At 70.5% G+C, this 17,573-nt stretch carries 16 protein-coding genes and 1 pseudogene; 9 read left to right on the top strand and 8 right to left on the bottom strand.

Going from position 1 to position 17,573, the window contains the following annotated elements; all coding sequences use genetic code 11:
* Positions 1–29: 29 nt before the first annotated feature.
* Positions 30–1,373, top strand: coding sequence for an MFS transporter (locus tag J2Z30_RS33220; protein ID WP_044567734.1), 1,344 nt, complete (start codon positions 30–32; stop codon positions 1,371–1,373).
* Between the two features lie 84 nt (positions 1,374–1,457).
* Here the strand turns inward: J2Z30_RS33220 and gnd are convergent, their stop codons facing one another.
* The 3 genes and pseudogenes from gnd to J2Z30_RS33205 all read right to left on the bottom strand — a co-directional run.
* Complete coding sequence (gnd, locus tag J2Z30_RS33215; RefSeq protein ID WP_044567732.1) at positions 1,458–2,912, bottom strand: NADP-dependent phosphogluconate dehydrogenase; 1,455 nt, start codon at positions 2,910–2,912, stop codon at positions 1,458–1,460.
* 265 nt (positions 2,913–3,177) lie between these two features.
* A complete protein-coding gene (locus J2Z30_RS33210; protein WP_044567729.1) occupies positions 3,178–3,657 on the bottom strand; it encodes an HIT family protein in 480 nt (159 codons plus the stop codon).
* Between the two features lie 227 nt (positions 3,658–3,884).
* Positions 3,885–4,127 (bottom strand): annotated as a pseudogene (locus J2Z30_RS33205) (MFS transporter); the annotation flags it as partial.
* 86 nt (positions 4,128–4,213) lie between these two features.
* On the opposite strand from J2Z30_RS33205, the gene J2Z30_RS33200 reads away from it, so the two are divergent.
* The 6 genes from J2Z30_RS33200 to J2Z30_RS33180 all read left to right on the top strand — a co-directional run bounded on the left by J2Z30_RS33200 (position 4,214) and on the right by J2Z30_RS33180 (position 9,623).
* Complete coding sequence (locus J2Z30_RS33200; protein WP_245388712.1) at positions 4,214–4,420, top strand: hypothetical protein; 207 nt, start codon at positions 4,214–4,216, stop codon at positions 4,418–4,420.
* 157 nt (positions 4,421–4,577) lie between these two features.
* The gene (locus J2Z30_RS33195; protein WP_209468936.1) at positions 4,578–6,167 is read left to right on the top strand and encodes an ABC transporter substrate-binding protein; all 1,590 of its coding nucleotides are present in this window, start codon (positions 4,578–4,580) and stop codon (positions 6,165–6,167) included.
* A 17-nt stretch (positions 6,168–6,184) separates the two neighbouring features.
* Entirely contained in the window at positions 6,185–7,150 is a 966-nt protein-coding gene (locus tag J2Z30_RS33190; protein WP_044580864.1) for an ABC transporter permease, read from the top strand.
* On the top strand, positions 7,143–7,988 hold the full coding sequence (locus J2Z30_RS50010) for an ABC transporter permease (RefSeq protein ID WP_044567727.1): 846 nt from the start codon (positions 7,143–7,145) through the stop codon (positions 7,986–7,988). Before J2Z30_RS33190 ends, J2Z30_RS50010 begins: the two co-directional genes overlap by 8 nt.
* Positions 7,985–8,962 carry an ABC transporter ATP-binding protein gene (locus J2Z30_RS33185; protein WP_044567725.1) on the top strand — a complete coding sequence of 326 codons (978 nt, stop codon included), beginning with the start codon at positions 7,985–7,987 and terminating at the stop codon, positions 8,960–8,962. Before J2Z30_RS50010 ends, J2Z30_RS33185 begins: the two co-directional genes overlap by 4 nt.
* Positions 8,955–9,623, top strand: coding sequence for an ABC transporter ATP-binding protein (locus tag J2Z30_RS33180; protein WP_044567723.1), 669 nt, complete (start codon positions 8,955–8,957; stop codon positions 9,621–9,623). Before J2Z30_RS33185 ends, J2Z30_RS33180 begins: the two co-directional genes overlap by 8 nt.
* A gap of 92 nt (positions 9,624–9,715) precedes the next feature.
* Here J2Z30_RS33180 and J2Z30_RS33175 read toward each other — a convergent pair whose 3' ends face one another.
* Positions 9,716–10,651, bottom strand: a complete 936-nt coding sequence (locus J2Z30_RS33175; RefSeq protein ID WP_052701185.1) for a polysaccharide deacetylase family protein — start codon at positions 10,649–10,651, stop codon at positions 9,716–9,718.
* 31 nt (positions 10,652–10,682) lie between these two features.
* Positions 10,683–11,567, bottom strand: coding sequence for a polysaccharide deacetylase family protein (locus J2Z30_RS33170; RefSeq protein WP_044567722.1), 885 nt, complete (start codon positions 11,565–11,567; stop codon positions 10,683–10,685).
* 352 nt (positions 11,568–11,919) lie between these two features.
* On the opposite strand from J2Z30_RS33170, the gene J2Z30_RS33165 reads away from it, so the two are divergent.
* Positions 11,920–12,819, top strand: coding sequence for a MurR/RpiR family transcriptional regulator (locus tag J2Z30_RS33165; RefSeq protein ID WP_063790849.1), 900 nt, complete (start codon positions 11,920–11,922; stop codon positions 12,817–12,819).
* Positions 12,820–13,192: 373 nt separating this feature from the next.
* On the opposite strand, the gene J2Z30_RS33160 is transcribed toward J2Z30_RS33165, so the two are convergent.
* The 3 genes from J2Z30_RS33160 to J2Z30_RS33150 form a co-directional block, all read right to left on the bottom strand.
* Entirely contained in the window at positions 13,193–14,188 is a 996-nt protein-coding gene (locus tag J2Z30_RS33160) for a TerC family protein (protein ID WP_044567718.1), read from the bottom strand.
* A gap of 254 nt (positions 14,189–14,442) precedes the next feature.
* Entirely contained in the window at positions 14,443–15,489 is a 1,047-nt protein-coding gene (locus tag J2Z30_RS33155; protein ID WP_044567716.1) for a sensor histidine kinase, read from the bottom strand.
* Positions 15,486–16,160 (bottom strand): response regulator transcription factor, encoded by a 675-nt coding sequence (locus tag J2Z30_RS33150; protein ID WP_308280185.1) that lies wholly within the window; start codon positions 16,158–16,160, stop codon positions 15,486–15,488. The genes J2Z30_RS33155 and J2Z30_RS33150 overlap by 4 nt, the downstream gene beginning before the upstream one ends.
* A 238-nt stretch (positions 16,161–16,398) precedes the next feature.
* Between J2Z30_RS33150 and J2Z30_RS33145 the strand changes: the two genes are divergently transcribed.
* Positions 16,399–17,463, top strand: a complete 1,065-nt coding sequence (locus J2Z30_RS33145) for an alpha/beta fold hydrolase (RefSeq protein WP_044567714.1) — start codon at positions 16,399–16,401, stop codon at positions 17,461–17,463.
* The last annotated feature ends 110 nt before the right edge of the window (positions 17,464–17,573 follow it).

Genomic DNA, 17,573 nt, shown 5'->3' with positions numbered 1-17,573 from the left:
GAATGGATGTAGGAGGAATCGAACCAGCCGTGGAGACCGCTCGAAGCAGCGACGACGACATAGAACCCACCGCCGCCGACGATGACACGCCCCTCGGCACCGGGGACGCCGCCCCCGCCCCGCCGCCGAGACCCGGCTGGCGCCGCTGGGTCATGGACACCCGGCCGCTGCGCCACCGCCCCTTCCGCCGGCTGTGGAGCTCCACCACCGTCACCGCCGTCGGCAGCCAGCTGACCGCCGTCGCCGTGCCCAAGCAGATCTACGACATCACCGGCTCATCGGCGTGGGTCGGCTACGCCAGCTTCGCCGGGCTCCTCCCGCTGGTGGTCTTCGCGCTGTGGGGCGGGGTGGTCGCCGACCGGATGGACCGGCGCACCCTGATGCTCGTCACCAACGTCGGCATCGCCGTCACCTCGGTACTGTTCTGGGCCCAGTCCTTCGCCGGTCTGGACTCGGTGGCGCTGCTCATGGTGCTGCTCGCCGCCCAGCAGGGCTTCTTCGGCATGAACTCCCCGGCCCGCAGCGCCTCCGTCGCCCGTCTCGTCCCCGCCGACGAACTGCCCGCCGCGGGCGCCCTGCAGTCCACCGTCGCCCAGACCGGCATGATCCTCGGCCCGCTGCTCGCGGGCGCCCTGATCCCCGTCCTCGGCCTGCCCGCGCTCTACCTCATCGACGCCGTGGCGCTGTGCGTCACCCTGTGGGCCGTCTGGCGGCTGCCCGCCCTGCCGCCCCTCACCGAGGGCGCCACGGGCGGCGCGCGGCGGGGCGGATGGCGCGATGTGGCCGACGGCTTCCGGTACATCGCCACCCACCGCATCCTGCTGTTGTCCTTCCTCGCGGACATCATCGCCATGGTCTTCGGCATGCCCCGCGCGCTCTTCCCCCAACTCGCCTCGCACACCTACGCCCCCTGGGGCGAGGGGTTCGCGCTCGGCCTGCTCTTCGCGGCGATCCCGCTCGGCGCGGTGGCCGGTGGTCTGCTGTCCGGAACCTTCTCCCGCGCCCGCCGCCACGGTCTGATGCTCATCGCCGCCGTGGTGGCCTGGGGCGTGGCCATCACCGGATTCGGGCTCAGCCGCAACCTGTGGTGGGCGGTGGCCTTCCTCGCCCTCGCGGGCGTGGCCGACATGGTCTCGATGGTCTTCCGCGGGACGATCCTCCAGGCGGCCGCCACCGACGACATGCGCGGCCGGATGCAGGGCGTGTTCACCGTGGTGGTGGCGGGCGGCCCGCGCATCGCCGATCTGCTGCACGGCACCGCGGGCTCCCTCCTCGGGGCCCGCGCGGCGGTCGCCGCGGGCGGGCTGCTGGTGGCCGTCAGCGCACTCGGGCTCGCCGTCGCGGTGCCCGCCTTCCGCCGCTACACGCCCTGACGAGGCGGCCGCGAACGGACAGGCGAACGCACGACGGCCGTGCCCCCGCCGGAATCCGGGGCGGGGGCACGGCCGTCGCGGCCCTCAGGCCGTACGCTCGTCGCGGTCGCCGCCCCACATCGTGTGGAACGAACCCTCGCGGTCCACCCGCCGGTAGGTGTGCGCGCCGAAGAAGTCCCGCTGCCCCTGGACCAGCGCGGCGGGCAGCCGCTCCGAGCGCAGCGCGTCGTAGTACGCCAGCGCCGCGGAGAAGCCCGGTGCCGGCACGCCCAGCTCGACCGAGGTGGCCACCACCCGCCGCCAGGCGTCCTGCGCCGCGCCCAGCGCCTCGGCGAAGTGGTCGTCGGTCAGCAGCGTGACGGGCTTGCGCTCCTTGGCGTACGCCTCGGTGATCCGGTTCAGGAACCGCGCCCGGATGATGCAGCCGCCGCGCCAGATCCGCGCGACCGCACCGGGGTCGATGTCCCAGCCGTACTCCTGGCTGCCCGCCTCGATCTGGTGGATGCCCTGCGCGTACGCCACGATCTTCGAGGCGTACAGCGCCTGCTCAACATCGTCGGCGAACCGCTCCGCGGCGGCCCCCGTGAGCCCCTTGCCGGACGGCCCCGGCAGCCCCTGCGAGGCGTCCCGCAGATCCGCGTGGCCGGACAGCGAACGGGCGAACACCGCCTCGGCGATCCCGCTCACCGGCACGCCCACGTCCAGCGCGGTCTGCACGGTCCAGCGGCCGGTGCCCTTCTGCTCCGCCTGGTCCTGGACCACGTCCACGAACGGCTTGCCGGTGGCGGCGTCGGTGTGCCCGAGCACCTCGGCGGTGATCTCGATCAGATACGACTCCAGCCGGCCGCCGTTCCAGGTGCGGAACACCTCCGCGATCTCACCCGGCGACATGCCGAGCGCCCGCCGCAGCAGGTCGTACGACTCGGCGATGAGCTGCATGTCCGCGTACTCGATGCCGTTGTGCACCATCTTCACGAAGTGGCCGGCGCCGTCCGGGCCGATGTGGGTGCAGCACGGTGTGCCGTCCACCTTGGCGGAGATGGACTCCAGCAGCGGGCCGAGCGACTTGTAGGATTCCACCGACCCGCCGGGCATGATGCTGGGCCCGTTGAGCGCGCCCTCCTCGCCGCCGGAGATGCCGGTGCCCACGAAGTGCAGCCCGCGCTCGCGCAGGGACTTCTCCCGGCGCCGGGTGTCCTCGAAGTGGGCGTTGCCCCCGTCGATGATCACGTCGCCCTCTTCGAGAAGGGGTGCGAACTCCTCGATGACGGCGTCGGTGGGCGCACCCGCCTTGACCATGATGATCAGCCGCCGGGGCCGCTGCAGTGCGGCGACGAACTCCTCGGCGCTCTCGGTCGGCACGAAGTTCCCCTCGTGGCCGTGCTCCTCCATCAGCGCCTTGGTCTTGGCGAACGTGCGGTTGTGGAGAGCGACGGTGTGCCCGTGCCGGGCGAAGTTACGGGCGAGGTTGCTCCCCATGACGGCGAGCCCGGTGACGCCGATCTGGGCGGTCGGCTGGGCGGTGGAAGGGCTGGGCATACGGTGTTCCACTCCTGTCACGCGCATCGAATCCTTATGCGAGGCAGCAACGCCGAGGGGAGCGGGGATCTTCCCTCGCGATCAGCCGGATATCGCCCGGCCATAGTTGCACGATGTGTGCGACGGCGGATGAGTGTCTCAAGAAAGCGGCCGGGGTGTGTCATTTTTCTCCCGTCCGGGCGGCGCACCGGATTGTGGGGTATTCACAAGGGGCGTGGTGGACGGGTGGTGGATGTGCGGTGGGTCCGTCGGCGGGCCCGTACCGTCAGGCCGTCGAACGCAACCGGTCCAGTTCACCGCTGATCGCAGCCCGCAGCACGTCATGCTGCGGACCGAGCCTGAACCGCTCATCACTCCACCGCCCATGCGGATACAGCCACACAGGCTTGCCCACCAACTCGGCAGGCTCCCACTCGAACCGCGGCCACACGTGGGCATGCAGGAACGGGTCTGTGTTACCGAGGATCTCCAGGTTGACCCGGCGGAAATCGGGGTCCAGCCGTCGGCAGGCTCGTTCAACCGCTTCCCCGAGCTGGTCCATGTCGGACAGAAACGCCAGCCGCTTTGCCTTCGGCAGGTCGGACAGCCGTTGAACACCGGGTTCGTCCACGAGGAGGACCGAGTAGCCCGGCAGGAACTGAACGTCGCCGATCACCGCGAACCCCGACTCGAGCCGCCGCAGCACGGTTGGGTTCTCCCCTCGCAGTGCGGCCCCGATCCGATCTATCCGCCAGTCACCAGTCATGGCCAGAACCTACCCGCAGGCGTTCAAGCCGGGTGTGCTCGCCCGTGAGGCGGGGGTACGGACCCGCGACCTGTTGGTGCGTCAGCTTCCATGACCAGCCACAACGGACGTCGTCGCACCGGACCAGCGTGCCGTCCACGGTCGTCGCGGAGCAGGGCGAGTTGGTCCGGGTGCCGCAGCGGGGCCAGGGTGCCCAGGCCGAGCATCTGACGTCGCCGGCCGGGGCTTCACATATGGACCACGGGTGCCGCGTCGGGATTCTGGACGGGTGCACCGCGCCGGTAGAGGAGCACGCTGATGATCAGGCCGGCGGCGAAGAAGGCGGCCGACCACCAGTACGCGGTGGAGTAGCTCTCGAGTGCGGCGTGGGCGAGGACGGCGGGGTCCTTGGGGTTCTTCCCGCTCAGGTAGTCGGTGGCGGCGCTGGTGGAGAGGGTGTTGAGCAGGGCGGTGCCCAGGGAGCCGCCGATACGAGCACTACATCGCGCCGACTCTGCAGACCATGATGCCCAGCATCGACCGGCTCGTCGCATCCGGACGCATGGCGCCCATCCCGATGGACGTGCTCTTCTTCGCCGTCATCCCACCCATCTCGGGAATGGTGGAGGTGCCTCTGGCGCGGCGCCTCGGCCGACCCGCGCCCGCATCACCGGAACAGCTCACGGCCACGGCGGAATCGCTGGCGACGCTCGTGATCAACGGACTGCTCGCCACAGGTTCGGTGGCGACTCGGCGCACGCAGGCTCCTACGCGGTTTTCGTGAGCGACGCCGAACGGAACGCGCCGACTCCGTAGCCCCCGGCGGCCGAGTCGCGCGGAGACGTGCCACGACGGAACTTAATGCGATCTGTTCGCAGTTGCACCTGGCATGCAACAATCGCTGCCCGGCGACAGCATGTACATGAGGGAACGGTGTGGCGATGGTGCGTGGTACGAAGGGTCGGATCGCCTCGATAGCGGCAACTGCCGTGCTCATCGGGGTGCCGGCGTGTTCGGCGCCGGGCGACGGTGGCAGCGACTCGGATGCGGGTGCCTCGCTCGCGGTGGGCATCGCGTACGAGCCCGAGACGCTCAGTCCCTTGCTCGGATACGGCAAGGACGGCAGCTCGAAGATCTTCGACGGACTGCTCACCCAGAATGCCGACCTGGAACTGAAGCCCGCACTCGCCGCCACGCTGCCGGGCGTCAGCGACGACGGCCTCACGTACACCTACACGCTGCGCGACGGTGTCACCTTCAGCGACGGCGAACCGCTCACCGCCGACGACGTGGTCTTCACCTACGACACGATCCTCGATGCGAAGACGAACAACCCCTCACGCGCGGAGCTCGACGCGATCAAAAGTGTCCGTGCCAAGGACGACCGCACGGTCGTCTTCAGGCTCAAGTACCGTTACGCGCCCTTCGCGGGACGCACCGTGCTGCCGATCGTGCCCAAGCACGCGGTGGACGGACAGAACGTCAACACCGGCTCGTTCAACACCAAGCCCATCGGCACCGGCCCGTACGTCCTCACCGGCTGGACCAAGGGCGAGAAGCTCACCTTCAAGGCCAACCCCGACTACTGGGGCGGCGCGCCGAAGGTGAAGAAGCTGACTCTGGCGATCGTGGCCGACGACGACGTGCGCGCCACCCGGCTGCGCTCCGGCGACCTGGACGCGGCGATCCTGCCACCCCATCTCGCCGGCACCTTCGAAAAGGACACGTCGAGGAAGGTCTTCACGGCGGAATCGGCCGACTACCGCGCCGTCACCCTCCCGCAGGGAGGCAAGGTCACCGGTGATCGTGCCGTCCGGCGGGCACTCGACATCGCGGTGGACCGGCAGGCCATCGTCGACAGTGTTCTCGACGGGGCCGGGCACCCCGCGGCGGGCCCGCTGTCGGCCACCAGCCCCTACCACGCCGACGGCACGAAACGCGATCACGATCCGCGGCGGGCCCGGGAGATCCTCGACCGGGCGGGCTGGAAGCGGGGATCGGACGGGATCCGCGCCAAGGGCGGGACACGCGCCTCGTTCACCCTCTGGTACTTCTCCGGCGACAAGCTCCGCCAGGACCACGCGCTCGCCTACGCCTCGGACGCCAAGAAGGTGGGCGTCGAGGTGAAGGTGCAGGCCGGTACCCGCGAGGTGGTCAGGCCGCGGCTCGACCGGGACGCGATGCTGATGGGCAACGGGAACCCCGTGGACCCGGACTACGACTTGTACGGGCTGCTGCACTCCTCACTGGCGGGGAACGGCTGGAACAACATGGCCCGTTACGACAACGCCTCCGTCGACAAGGCCCTGGACACCGCCCGCCGCACCGCCGACGACACCGAGCGCCGCGCCGCCTACACCCAGGTCCAGCGCGCGCTGGTGGAGGACCCCGGCTACACCTTCCTCACTCTCATCGACCATATGTACGTGGTGAACGACGACTGGTCGGGCGTCACCACCCGGGTCGAGCCGCACGACCACGGGCTTGCCGGACCCTGGTGGAACGTCGAGGACTGGAAGCCCCGCTCGTGACGTTCCCCTGGCGCGCCATGCTCCGGATGGTGGGGCGGCGGCTGCTGTTCGCGCTGCCCGTACTGCTCCTGGTCACCCTCGGCGTCTTCGCGCTCGCCGCCGCCTCGCCGTTCGACCCGGTGGCGCAGTACGCGGGGACCGCCGGGCTCAGCGCCTCCCAGCAGACCCTCGACGAACTGCGCGCGAACCTCGGCGTCGACGGGCCGTTCGTCGTCCGCTGGTGGCACTGGCTCGGTGCCGCGCTCACCGGTGACCTCGGCGACTCCTTCTCCCTGCGCCAGCCCGTGGCCCAGGTCATCGGGGAGCGGACCGGCTGGACGGTGCTGCTCTGCGCGACGGCGTTCGCGGTCACGGTGCCGCTGGGCACCGTGCTCGGCGTGCTCGCGGCCCGGCGGCCGGGCGGCTGGTTCGACCGGGTCATCACCTCGCTGTCCTATACGCTGGAGGCGGCACCGGTCTTCTGGCTCGGACTGCTCGCCATCTGGGCGTTCGCCCTCCAGCTGGATGTGCTCCCGGCCGGCGGGCTGACCGACACCCGCAGTGCGGTGGTCTCGCCCGGCCAGGTCACCGCGCACTTGGTCCTGCCCGCCGGTGTGCTGGCCGTCTCCCAGATGCCGTGGTTCGTGCTCTACGTACGTCAGGGCGTCGTGGACGCGTACGCCGAGGACCACGTGACCGGTGCCCGCGCCCGCGGCCTCAAGGAACGCACCGTCCTGGTACACCACGCGCTGCGTTCCGCGCTGCTCACCGTTCTCACCCTGATCGGCTCCCGCGTCCCCGAACTCATCACCGGGGCACTGCTGGTGGAGACGGTCTTCAGCTGGCCGGGCATCGCCGAGGCCACCGTACGCGCCGCCACCGCCGTGGACTTCCCCCTCCTCGCCGCCACCACCGTCCTGGCGACCGCGGCCGTGCTGCTCGGCAATCTGCTCGCCGACCTCCTCTACGGGCTCGCCGACCCCAGGGTGGCCTTCGATGGCTGACCCCACGACCCTCTCGACCAGGGCCGTACGCCGGTACGCCGCCTTCGGTGTCACCGCGGCCGTGCTCCTCACCGTGCTCCTCGTCCCGCCACTGACCGGCCTGGACCAGCAGCTCGTCGACCTCTCGCAGAAGCTGCGCCCGCCGTCCTGGGCGCACCCGTTCGGCACCGACGACGTCGGCCGCGACCTGCTGCTGCGCTGTGTCTACGGTCTGCGGGTCTCGCTGCTGGTCGGCGTGGTCGCAGCTCTCGCGGCCACGGTGCTCGGCACGGCGTTCGGCGCGCTGGCCGGTGCGCTGGGCGGCTGGACGGACCGTCTACTGATGCGGCTCGTCGACGCCTTCGCCTCCGTACCCCACCTACTGCTGGGCATCTTCATCGTGGCGATGTTCCGGCCCGGCGTCTGGCCGGTGGTGATGTCGGTCGCCCTCACCCACTGGCTCTCCACCGTCCGTATCGTCCGCGCCGAAATCCTCTCGCTGCGCTCCCGGCCCTACGTCGACGCCGCCATCTCGGGCGGCGCGTCCCGGTGGCGGGTGACCGTCCGGCACCTCCTGCCCGGCGCCCTGCCCCAGGCCGGACTGGCGGCCGTACTGATGGTGCCGCACGCCATCTGGCACGAATCCGCGCTCTCCTTCCTCGGCCTCGGCATACCCACCCACCAGGCCAGTCTGGGCACACTCATCCAGACGGGGCGGGGATCACTGCTCACCGGCGACTGGTGGCCCACTCTCTTCCCCGGGCTGTTCATCATCGTGCCCACCCTGGCCATCGCCGGTCTCGCCGGGCTGTGGCGGGAACGGCTCAACCCGCGCCGCCGATCGGAGCTGATGCTGTGAACGCCGACGCGCCGCCCGCAGCACCGCTCCTGAGCCTGCGCGACCTCACCGTGCGCTTCCGGCTCCGCCACGGCGTGGAGGTGGCCGCCGTCACGGGCGCGAGCCTCGACCTCGCCGCGGGGGAGTGCCTCGCACTGGTCGGTGAGAGCGGGTGCGGCAAGTCGGTGCTCGCCGCCGCCCTCCTCGGGCTGCTCCCCGCCAACACCGAGGTCACCGGAGCCGCCCTCATCGGTGGCGTGGACGTACTGGCCGCCGACGAACGTACCCTCGCCCGGAGGGTACGCGGCCGGCTCATCGGTCTCGTCCCGCAGAGCCCGGCCGCCCATCTCAACCCGGTCCGCACCGTACGCTCCCAGCTCCACGAGACGGTCCGCGAACTCCTCGACCCGCCACGCGACCGCCTGCCCGGCCTGGTGCGGCAAGCGGCCGCCCGCGCCTCCTTCCCCGCCGACCATCTCGACCACCACCCCCACCAGCTCTCCGGTGGCCTCGCCCAACGCGCGGCCACCGCCCTCGCCCTCGTCGGCGACGCCCCGCTGCTCCTCGCCGACGAGCCCACCACCGGACTCGACCGCGACCTCGTCGACGCCACCACCGGCGAACTCCGCCGCCACGCCGACTCCGGCCGCGCGGTCCTCATCGTCACCCACGACCTCACCGCCGCCCAGCGGGTCGCCGACCGGGTCGCCGTCATGTACGCGGGCCGGATCGTCGAAGTCGCCCCCGCCGCCGACTTCTTCGGCACACCCGGCCCACGCCACCCATACGCCCACGGCCTGCTGGAGGCGCTCCCCACCCGCGCCTTCCGCCCCATCCCCGGCATGCCACCCGAACTCAGCCGACTGCCCGACGGCTGCGCCTTCGCCCCACGCTGCCCCCACGCCACCACCGCCTGCCATGAGCAGCCACCCCAGTACGACGGCCTCGCCTGCCACCACCCCCGTTTCCCCCTCCCGGAGGCCGCCGGTGCTTGAACTGCGGGACATCACCGCCGGCTACGGGCCCGCCGCCCCCGTCCTCGAGAACGTCTCTCTCACCATCGCGCCGGGCGAGGCGGTCGGGCTGCTGGGCCCGAGCGGCTGCGGCAAGTCCACCCTCGCCCGGATCGTCGCCCTGCTCCACCCGCCCCGGGCGGGCATCGTGACCGTGGACGGGGAGCGGGTACGCGGCTGGCGGCACCGGGCGCCCCGCCATCTGCGTACCGCCATAGGCATCACCTTCCAGCAACCCCGCGCGGCCGCCGACCCCCGCCTCCGGCTGGCGGACACCATCGCGGAACCGCTGCGCGCCTGCGGCCTCGCCGCCGCGGCGAAGGACCGTACGGCGGAACTGGCCGAGGCCGTCGGCCTCACCGCCGAACTGCTCCACCGGCGCCCCCACGAGGTCAGCGACGGCCAACTCCAGCGGGCCTGCCTCGCCCGCGCGCTGGTCCACGAACCCCGCTGGCTGGTCTGCGACGAGATGACCTCCATGCTCGACGCCTCGACCACCGCCGCACTGGTCGCCACCGTCGAGACCTACCGGGACCGCACCCGCGCCGGTCTCCTCGCGGTCAGCCACGACCGCGACCTGCTCACCCGCTGGTGCGACCGGATCATCCAGCTGCCACCGGCCCTCATCGCGACATCGCGGTAAGGACCGGGCCCGGGAACACCGGGTTCGGATGATTCGGGCGCTGCCTCGCCACGTTGAACGTGCGGCCCGGCGGGCAGCGGGGAGAGGCGCCGTCAGATGGCCGTGGTGCGTCGCGGATCGGTTCGGTGGCGTACCTCCTCCGAGGCCCCGGGGTCGTTCGGGCGGTCCAGGGAGCGCCACCACCCTGCCACCTCGGCGCCGGTGGCGAACCACACGTCCCGGCGCCGCCGCATGTACGCCAGGAACTCCTCCAGCACCCCGATCCGGCCCGGTTTGCCGATGCAGGACGGCTCCAGGGTGATCACACAGCACAGCCCGTAGCTGTGGTACGCGTCGAACTCGGCGCACCAGTCGTCCAGGGTCTGCCCGTATCCGGCGATCCGCACCTGACCGGCGGGGTAGGCCGGTCCGTAGTTGAACATGAAGCGGGGGAAGTCATTGAGCTCCCAGTGGGCCGGGACGTCCACCAGCGGGGTGGCGCCGGGGCCGGTGGCCGGGTGCAGCAGGGTCGGCCGGTCGTCGCCCCGGGCCAGGGAGGTCCAGGTGAAGCCCAGTTCGGCCAGCACCCCGGCGGTGTCGTCGCTGATCTCCGCGGAGGGCGGCCGGAAGCCGGTGGGCCGCCGCCCGGAGATGTCCTCCAGCACCCGCGCGGAACGCTCGATGGCGCTGCGCTGCCCTTCCGCGTCGAGGGTCGCGTAGTCCTCCAGGCCATCGCCGCGGGAGGCGATCTCATGGCCGCGGGCGGCCACGTCCCGCACCGTCCGGGGGTAGCGCTCGGCCACCGCCGCCGGGATCATCCAGCTGGCGCGCACATCGGCCGCCTCGAGGGCGTCGAGCATCCGGGGAGCGCCGCGCTTGGGACCGTACTCGCCCATGGACAGGGTCTTGGGCCGCTCATGGCAGGACTCGTCCAGGCGCAGCCAGAACAGCTCCGCGTCGAGGTTCACCGTCACCACGACGGCGCACCGGGCGCCGTCCGGCCAGAGCGGGTTCTCCTCCAGCCGCGGCCGCGCCTGCTCGCTCTTCACCGCGTTCTCCTTCCGTCTCGTCCCTGGTGTCTCAGTGGTGGGTCCGCCACCACTGGGCGATCTGGCTCCCGGTGGCGAACCACACGTCGTCATGGGAGCGGATGTGCTCGATCAGCCGGCGCAGCAGCAGCACCCGGCTCGGCTTGCCCATGACTTCCGGGTGCATCATCACGACGTAGCACAGCCCGTAGCGGTAGTAGCCGTCGAACTCCCGCCGCCAGTTGTCGAGGGTGAGCTCGGTGCCGGCGATCCGGTCCTGGCTGCGCGGCTCCGCCGGGGCGTCGTTGTAGGCGAACTGGGGGAAGTCGTCCAGCTCCCACTGTGCGGGGATCTCGATGAGGTCGGTGTCGCGCCCGTCGATCCGCCAGCGGTACGGGCGGTCGTCGCCGCGCATGGAGCTGGAGTAGGAGAAGCCGAGATCGCGCAGCAGCTGGGGGCTGTCGGCGCGGAAGTCGCCGGAGGGGGTGCGGAACCCCACGGCCGTGGTGCCGGCCACCCGCTGGAAGATCTCCTGGCTGCGCTCGATCAGCGCGCGCTGCTCGGCGATGGTCCTGGAGTAGTACAGCTCGTGCATATAGCCGTGGTGGCCCAGCTCATGGCCGCGGTCCGCGATGGTCCTCAGCAGGTCGGGCCAGCTCTCGGCGGTCCAGCCGGGGACGAAGAAGGTGGCGGGGATCCGGAAGTCCTCCAGCAGGTCCACGATCCGGGGGGTGCCCCGGTGCGGGCCGTAGGCGCCGAGCGAGAACAGCCGTGGGGAGCGCCAGATGTCGGGGGCGTGGCCGAGGTTGGCCAGCAGCGCCGGGCCGTCCACGTCAAAGCTCAGCATCACGGCGCAGCGGGCGCCGCCCGGCCACCGGGGGCGGTCGACCGCCCCCGGTCGGGGCCGGTAGCTCCCGGCGGGGATGGCGGAAGTCATGCGTGCTCCTCTTTGGTGTTGACGGCGAACACCAGGGTGCCGTTCGTGCCGCCCCTGCCGTTCGGCGGACCGCTCACCGCCGATCAGTCCCCGCAGGCGTTTACCGCGTCTGCGGCGCCCGCCCGCCGGGCGGCGGCGCGGAATGGATCGCTTCATACCGCTCCCTCTCCGAGTCCTGTGATGTGCCGCCGGTGCGATCGGTGCGATCGGTGGGATGCGGGCGGCCCTGCCCGCTCGGACTTAGGGATGTGCCGAGCCGTAATGCGCCGGTAAGATTCACTACGAACTCGTCGTAACCGCGACGAGGGGAACGTAAGATGTGCCATCAGCAAACGTCAAGAGGGGACAACCGATGGAAATGGCGGAGCTCCCGGAGGGTGCGCCGCTCCAGCAGCGGGTGGCGGCCGCCTGGCCGAGGCTCGCTCCCGCCGAGCAGAAGGTCGCGGCGTTCCTCAAAGAGCATCCGCAGGAGGTGGGCTTCTCCTCCGCCAGCGAACTCGGCGCGCTCACCGGCACCAGCGACGCCACGGTGGTGCGCACCGCCAAGGCGCTCGGCTACAGCGGCTTCACCGGTCTCAAGCACGCCGTGGCCCGGTCGCTCGCCACCTTGATGCGGCCCTCCGCGCGGCTGCGCAGCCGCGTCGAGCACATGGCCGGATCCACCGAGGAGCTGCTGGACCGGGTCTTCGAAGACGCCGCCGAGGTCATCCACGAGACCCGGCGCAGCCTGCGCGCCGACGCCTTCGCCGCGGCCGTGGAGCGGCTTCTGCCCGCCAAGGAGGTCATGACCTTCGGCGCCGGCCCGTCCGGCATCATCGCCGAGTACCTCGCGCTGAGGCTCAACCGGCTGGGGCTCAAGGCCCGTCACACGGCGGACATGGGCTTCAGGCTGCCGGACGCGCTGGTGCGGCTCTCGGCGGACGACATCGTGGTGATCTTCGCCCCGGCCCGGCTCTTCAAGGAGATCGAGGTCATCATCGACCATGCCGAGGAGGTGGGCGCCCCGGTCGTCCTGATCACCGACGCCCTCGGCCCGGCGCTCGGCGACCGCGTGGCCGTCACCCTCCTCGCCACCCTCTCCGCCTCCGGCGCCACCCGCGAGACACTCGGCTCACTGGCCGTGGTCGACGCCCTGGCCCTGGCCGTGGCCTCCCGGTTGGGCGAGCGCGCGCTGGAGACCTCCGAGCTGCTGACCCGCCTCCGCGGCCACTTCCTGCCGCCCAACAGCCCCCGGCACGGCCGCGACGAGTGATGGGTGTGGACGGGGTCACGCCGGTGACGCAGTCCGACGGGGTGGCAGCCGCAGCCTGTCGATCGAGGCGTACGCCGACGGGGTCGCAGCCTCAGGACCCGGCGGCGCGTACCGACCGGTCAGGTCCTGCCACGTGACGGACGCGCTGAGCCGATCGGCTCCCGCTCTGGCACGTACTGCTCGCAGAGCGGGTTGTGGCAGGGGCCCGCGGTCCAGACAGGGACGAAGATGCCCATGGTTTTGCGCCGCTCCACAACGGTGTCCACCTCCTGCTTGCACGAGCGGCAGATATGCCTGAGTGACGAGATCGCCTCTCGTCCTTGAAAGCTTCCCATGCACGCCATTTTAAAATAACTTTAAGATCTTTTGGTGATTATTTGGCCTTTTGGTTGCGATGGCGTGAGGCTTCCGTCCGGGGTCGGCCGTCGGCGTGGCCGGACGGCGGGGGACGCAGCACGCTGAGCCCGACGGAGATGGCGAGGACGGTGACGATGACGGCGAGGCTGAGAAGCGAGGGGACTTCGGGTACGGCCGGGCTGATTGTCTTGTGGGACGCCTGGAGGACGAGTTTCACGCCGATGAGGGCCAGGATGAGCGCCAGGCCCTTGCTGAGGTAATGGAAGCGGTCGAGAAGGCCCGCGAGCATGAAGTAGAGGGCGCGCAGGCCGAGGATGGCGAAGGCGTTGCTGGTGTAGACGATGAAGGCGTCATTGCTGACGGCCAGGACGGCGGGCACACTGTCGACCGCGAAGACGAGGTCGGCGGCTTCGATGGCCGCGACGACGGCGAGCAGGGGAGTGGCGACGAGTCTGCCGGCTTCCTTGACGAAGAAGTGGGCGCCGGCGTAATCGTCCCGCACGGGGATGATCTTGCGGAGCAGCCGTACGGCGATGCTCTTACCAGGGTCGAAGGAATCTTCTTCCTCTTTGAGGATCTTGTAGGTGCTGTAGAAGAGGATGGCGGCGAAGACGAACAGGACGGCGGTGAAGCGGCTGACCACGGCGACGCCGGCGGCGAGGAAAAGGCCGCGGAAGACCAGTGCGCCGAGGACGCCGAGGAACAGCACGCGGTGCTGGTACGCGCGCGGTACTTTGAAGTAGCCGAAGATCAGCGCGAAGACGAAGAGGTTGTCGACCGACAGACTCTTCTCCAGCAGCCACGCGGTCGTGTATTCCACACCGGCGGTCGTGCCGACCACGAGGAAGACGACCGCGCCGAAGGCGATCGCGAGCCCCACCCAGGCTCCGCTCCAGGCGGCGGCCTCCCGGAACCCGATGACGTGTGCCTGCCGGTGCGCGAGCAGATCGACTGTCAACGACACCAGCACGGTGGCGGCGAACGCCACCCAGAGCCAGAGCGGCACGTCCATGCGCGGGTCCGACCTTTCAAGGGCGATCGATCGGCAGCCTTCATTCGAGTCTGGAGCATCCGAGGGCGGTTGTCTTCCCGACACCGTCGCAGGCGGCCAACGGGGCTGGTGGTCCGTTCCGGACGGTCTGCCCGTAGGTCACGGAGGCCACGGAGGCCACACCGGAGCGGGCGAGGATGTGGTCGTGTACGACCCGGAGGGCTCGAACCAGGTCCGGCTCACCAAGCAGTTGCTCCGCTCGCCCGTGCTGCCGTTCAAGGCGGCGTGGAGCGTCGCTTGGTATGGCGGGGTATCAGGAGGGAGACGCGGGTTCCCTCACCGGGGGTGGAATCAACGGTGAGGTGTCCGTTCAGCAGGTGGCCGCGCTCGCGCATGGCCGACAGGCCGGTACCTGTGGAGACCGCCGTGCGGAGGGTGGATCGGCTGACCGGTGTGGAAGCCTGATGGGCCATTCCCCGGCCGTTGTCCCTGACCGCCACCCTGATCGCGTGATCGTCGCTGCCGAGTTCCACCAGAAGGTGGCTCGCCTGGGCGTGCTTGGCCGCGTTGTTCACCGCTTCCTGCACGATGCGGTAGATGTGGGCCTGGGCTTCTGGCGACAGTTCGTCCCCGAGCCGGCTCCATTCCGCTCCGACGTGCAGTTCCACCTCCAGCCCGAAGGTTTCGCCGGTGCGCCGGCACAGCGTCTCGAGGGCGGGTGCGAGGCCGAGCTGGTCGAGGGCGAAGGGGCGCATTTCCACGATCAGGTGCCGTAGCGATGTGATCTGGTTCGCGACCAGGCCGCGCGCCTGGTCGATGGCCTCCTTCATGGCGGCAGGCTCGCCACTGCCGACGGCGGTGGACAGAACGATCTGGACAGCGACCAGTTCCTGCAGCGTCTCATCGTGCAACTCACGTGCCCAGCGCCGCCGTTCTCGTTCTTCGCCGTCGCTGCGAGCCTGAGCCCGCTCCCGCGCGAGACTGCGGCGGCGTGCCACCGCGCCGCGGCCCAGCATGGCGGCGCAGCCGATCAGCAGGAGAGGCACGATGTTCAAGCCGTTGAAAAGCGGCTCTTTGGTCATGCGAACCAGTTGTGACACGGCGAGGATGAGCGCGAGCCCGCACAGGGCCGCCAGCCATGCCCGCCGGACGGCGGTGTTCAGTGCCGCCGCGATGATGAGGACGACGGCCGCGCCGAGGGAGAGCCGCATCACCCAGCGAGGCTGCTGCTGGAGGACCTCGATCGCGAAGGCGATGACGAGCAGCGCCGCACCGGCGGCCTCCATGATCGGGCCGGCCTTGGCCCGCGGCGAGCCGTTCATCCCAGCAGTCCGCGCTCGCGAGCAGCGGCGATGAGCTCCGCCCGGGTCTCGGTTTTGAGCTTGTCCCGAACCCTGGCGCGGTGGGTCTCCACCGTCCGAACGGAAACGTAGAGACGCCGCGCGATCTCCTGGTTGGTGTGGCCCAGGGCGAGCAGCGAGAGAACCTGCAGCTCGCGCGCTGTCAAAGCGGCATCTCCAGCGGTGCCGGGAGCGCCGGAGTCCGCGATGGCCAGTCGGGCGCCCATGGCGGGTTGCAGGTATGTGGCTCCCTTCGCGACCTGGCGAGCCGCACCGACCAGCTCTTCCGCCGCCGCTTCCTTGAGCAGATATCCGGCCGCCCCGATCCGCAGGGCCGCGCGGGCGAACGCGGGATCCTCCTGCATCGTGAGGATCAGAACGCGGGTGCCGGGGGACGCCGCGAGCAGGTCCGGTATGGAGGGCAGGCTGGATTGGCCGGCCATGGTGAGATCCAGGACCAGCACTGACGGTTGGTGCCTTGTCACGGTCTCCACGGTCTCCGGGACCGTGGAGCTCTCGGCGACGACCTCCAGGGAATCGTCCTGGGACAACAGCACGCGCATGCCCGCACGGACCACAGGATGATCGTCGGCGATCACCACGCTGAGGCGCGACACGGCATCCATTCCCTGTTCAGGGCGGTCGGCATTCACGGGGGTAAAGGTACTCGGCGAGGCCGGCCGGTCCGGGGCCCAGGGCAGCGGTGGAGCGATCGGACGAGGTCCCGGACGAGCTCCGGAGCGCGGCGGCTGCGGGAAACCCGCAGGATGCCTGCGGACGGACACCGAGGCCCCGAAGCCGCCGGAGCACCACTATGGCTGCTCAGGGAACTCAGTCGGGCGAAGATGCGCCCGCTCTGCCGACACGGACAGAAACGGTTCAGGTTCACAGATGATCGACAGGCGTACCTTCGGCAAGGCCATCGGCGTGGGGGCGGCGGGAACGGCTGCCGCATCACTCACCGGTCTGAGCGGCCCCTCGTCGGCGGCGGCCTCGTCGTCATCCGGGCCGGGCGCCGACAGGGCGGCAACGGCGCCGGCGTCACACACCGGCGGTGGGTCCTTCCCGGCGCTGAAGCGGGTCAAGGCCGGTGAGCTCACCATCGGCTACGCCGAAGCAGGTCCGGCCCATGGACCGGCCGTCATCCTCCTGCACGGATGGCCGTACGACATCCACAGCTATGTGGAGGTCGCGCCCCTGCTGGCGGCCCGGGGCTATCGCGTCATCGTCCCCCATCTGCGCGGCCACGGCACCACGGGCTTCCTCTCGCCCAAGACCTTCCGCAACGCGCAGCAATCGGTGATCGCCCTCGACATCATCGCCCTGCTGAACGCCCTGAAGATCGAGAAGGCCGTGTTCGGAGGCTTCGACTGGGGGTCGCGGACCGCCGACATCATCGCCGCGCTCTGGCCGGAGCGGTGCAAGGCCCTGGTCTCCGTGACCGGTTACCTGATCACCAACCGGGAGAAGAACAAGCTCCCGCTGCCGCCGTCGGCCGAGTGGGCATGGTGGTACCAGTACTACTTCGCGACCGAACGTGGTGCGCTGGGCTTCGAGGAGTACCGACACGATTTCGCAAAGCTCATCTGGCGCAATGTCTCCCCGACGTGGAACTTCGACGACGCCACCTTCGATCGCACGGCGGCGGCATTCGACAACCCCGACCACGTCCCCATCGTGGTGCACAACTACCGCTGGCGGCTGGGCCTGGCCAAGGGCGACCCCCGCTACGACAGGCTCGAAGCACGCCTGGCGGCCGCGCCCGACATCGCGGTGCCCACGATCACCCTCGACGGCGAGCTGGACCCCTTCACCCCGGCCGGGGACGGCGCGGCGTACCGGGACAAGTTCACCGGCCCCTATGACCACCGGACGCTCGATGGCATCGGCCACAACGTGCCGCAGGAAGCGCCCGAGGCGTTCGCCCAAGCCGTCCTCGACGTCGACCGATTCTGAGGAGGATGACATGACATCCGAAAGGCCCAGGCCCTCCGATGCCGACGAGACCAGGCGGCGTGCCAGGTTCGGCACACTGCCGGAGCGCGTTCGCGCGGAGGACATGGTCG

Origin of the sequence: Streptomyces iranensis, from assembly GCF_017874715.1 — a bacterium.
Taxonomy (GTDB): domain Bacteria; phylum Actinomycetota; class Actinomycetes; order Streptomycetales; family Streptomycetaceae; genus Streptomyces; species Streptomyces iranensis.
Note: the sequence above shows the minus strand (reverse complement) of the source record. Positions and strands in the feature narration are given on the sequence as shown.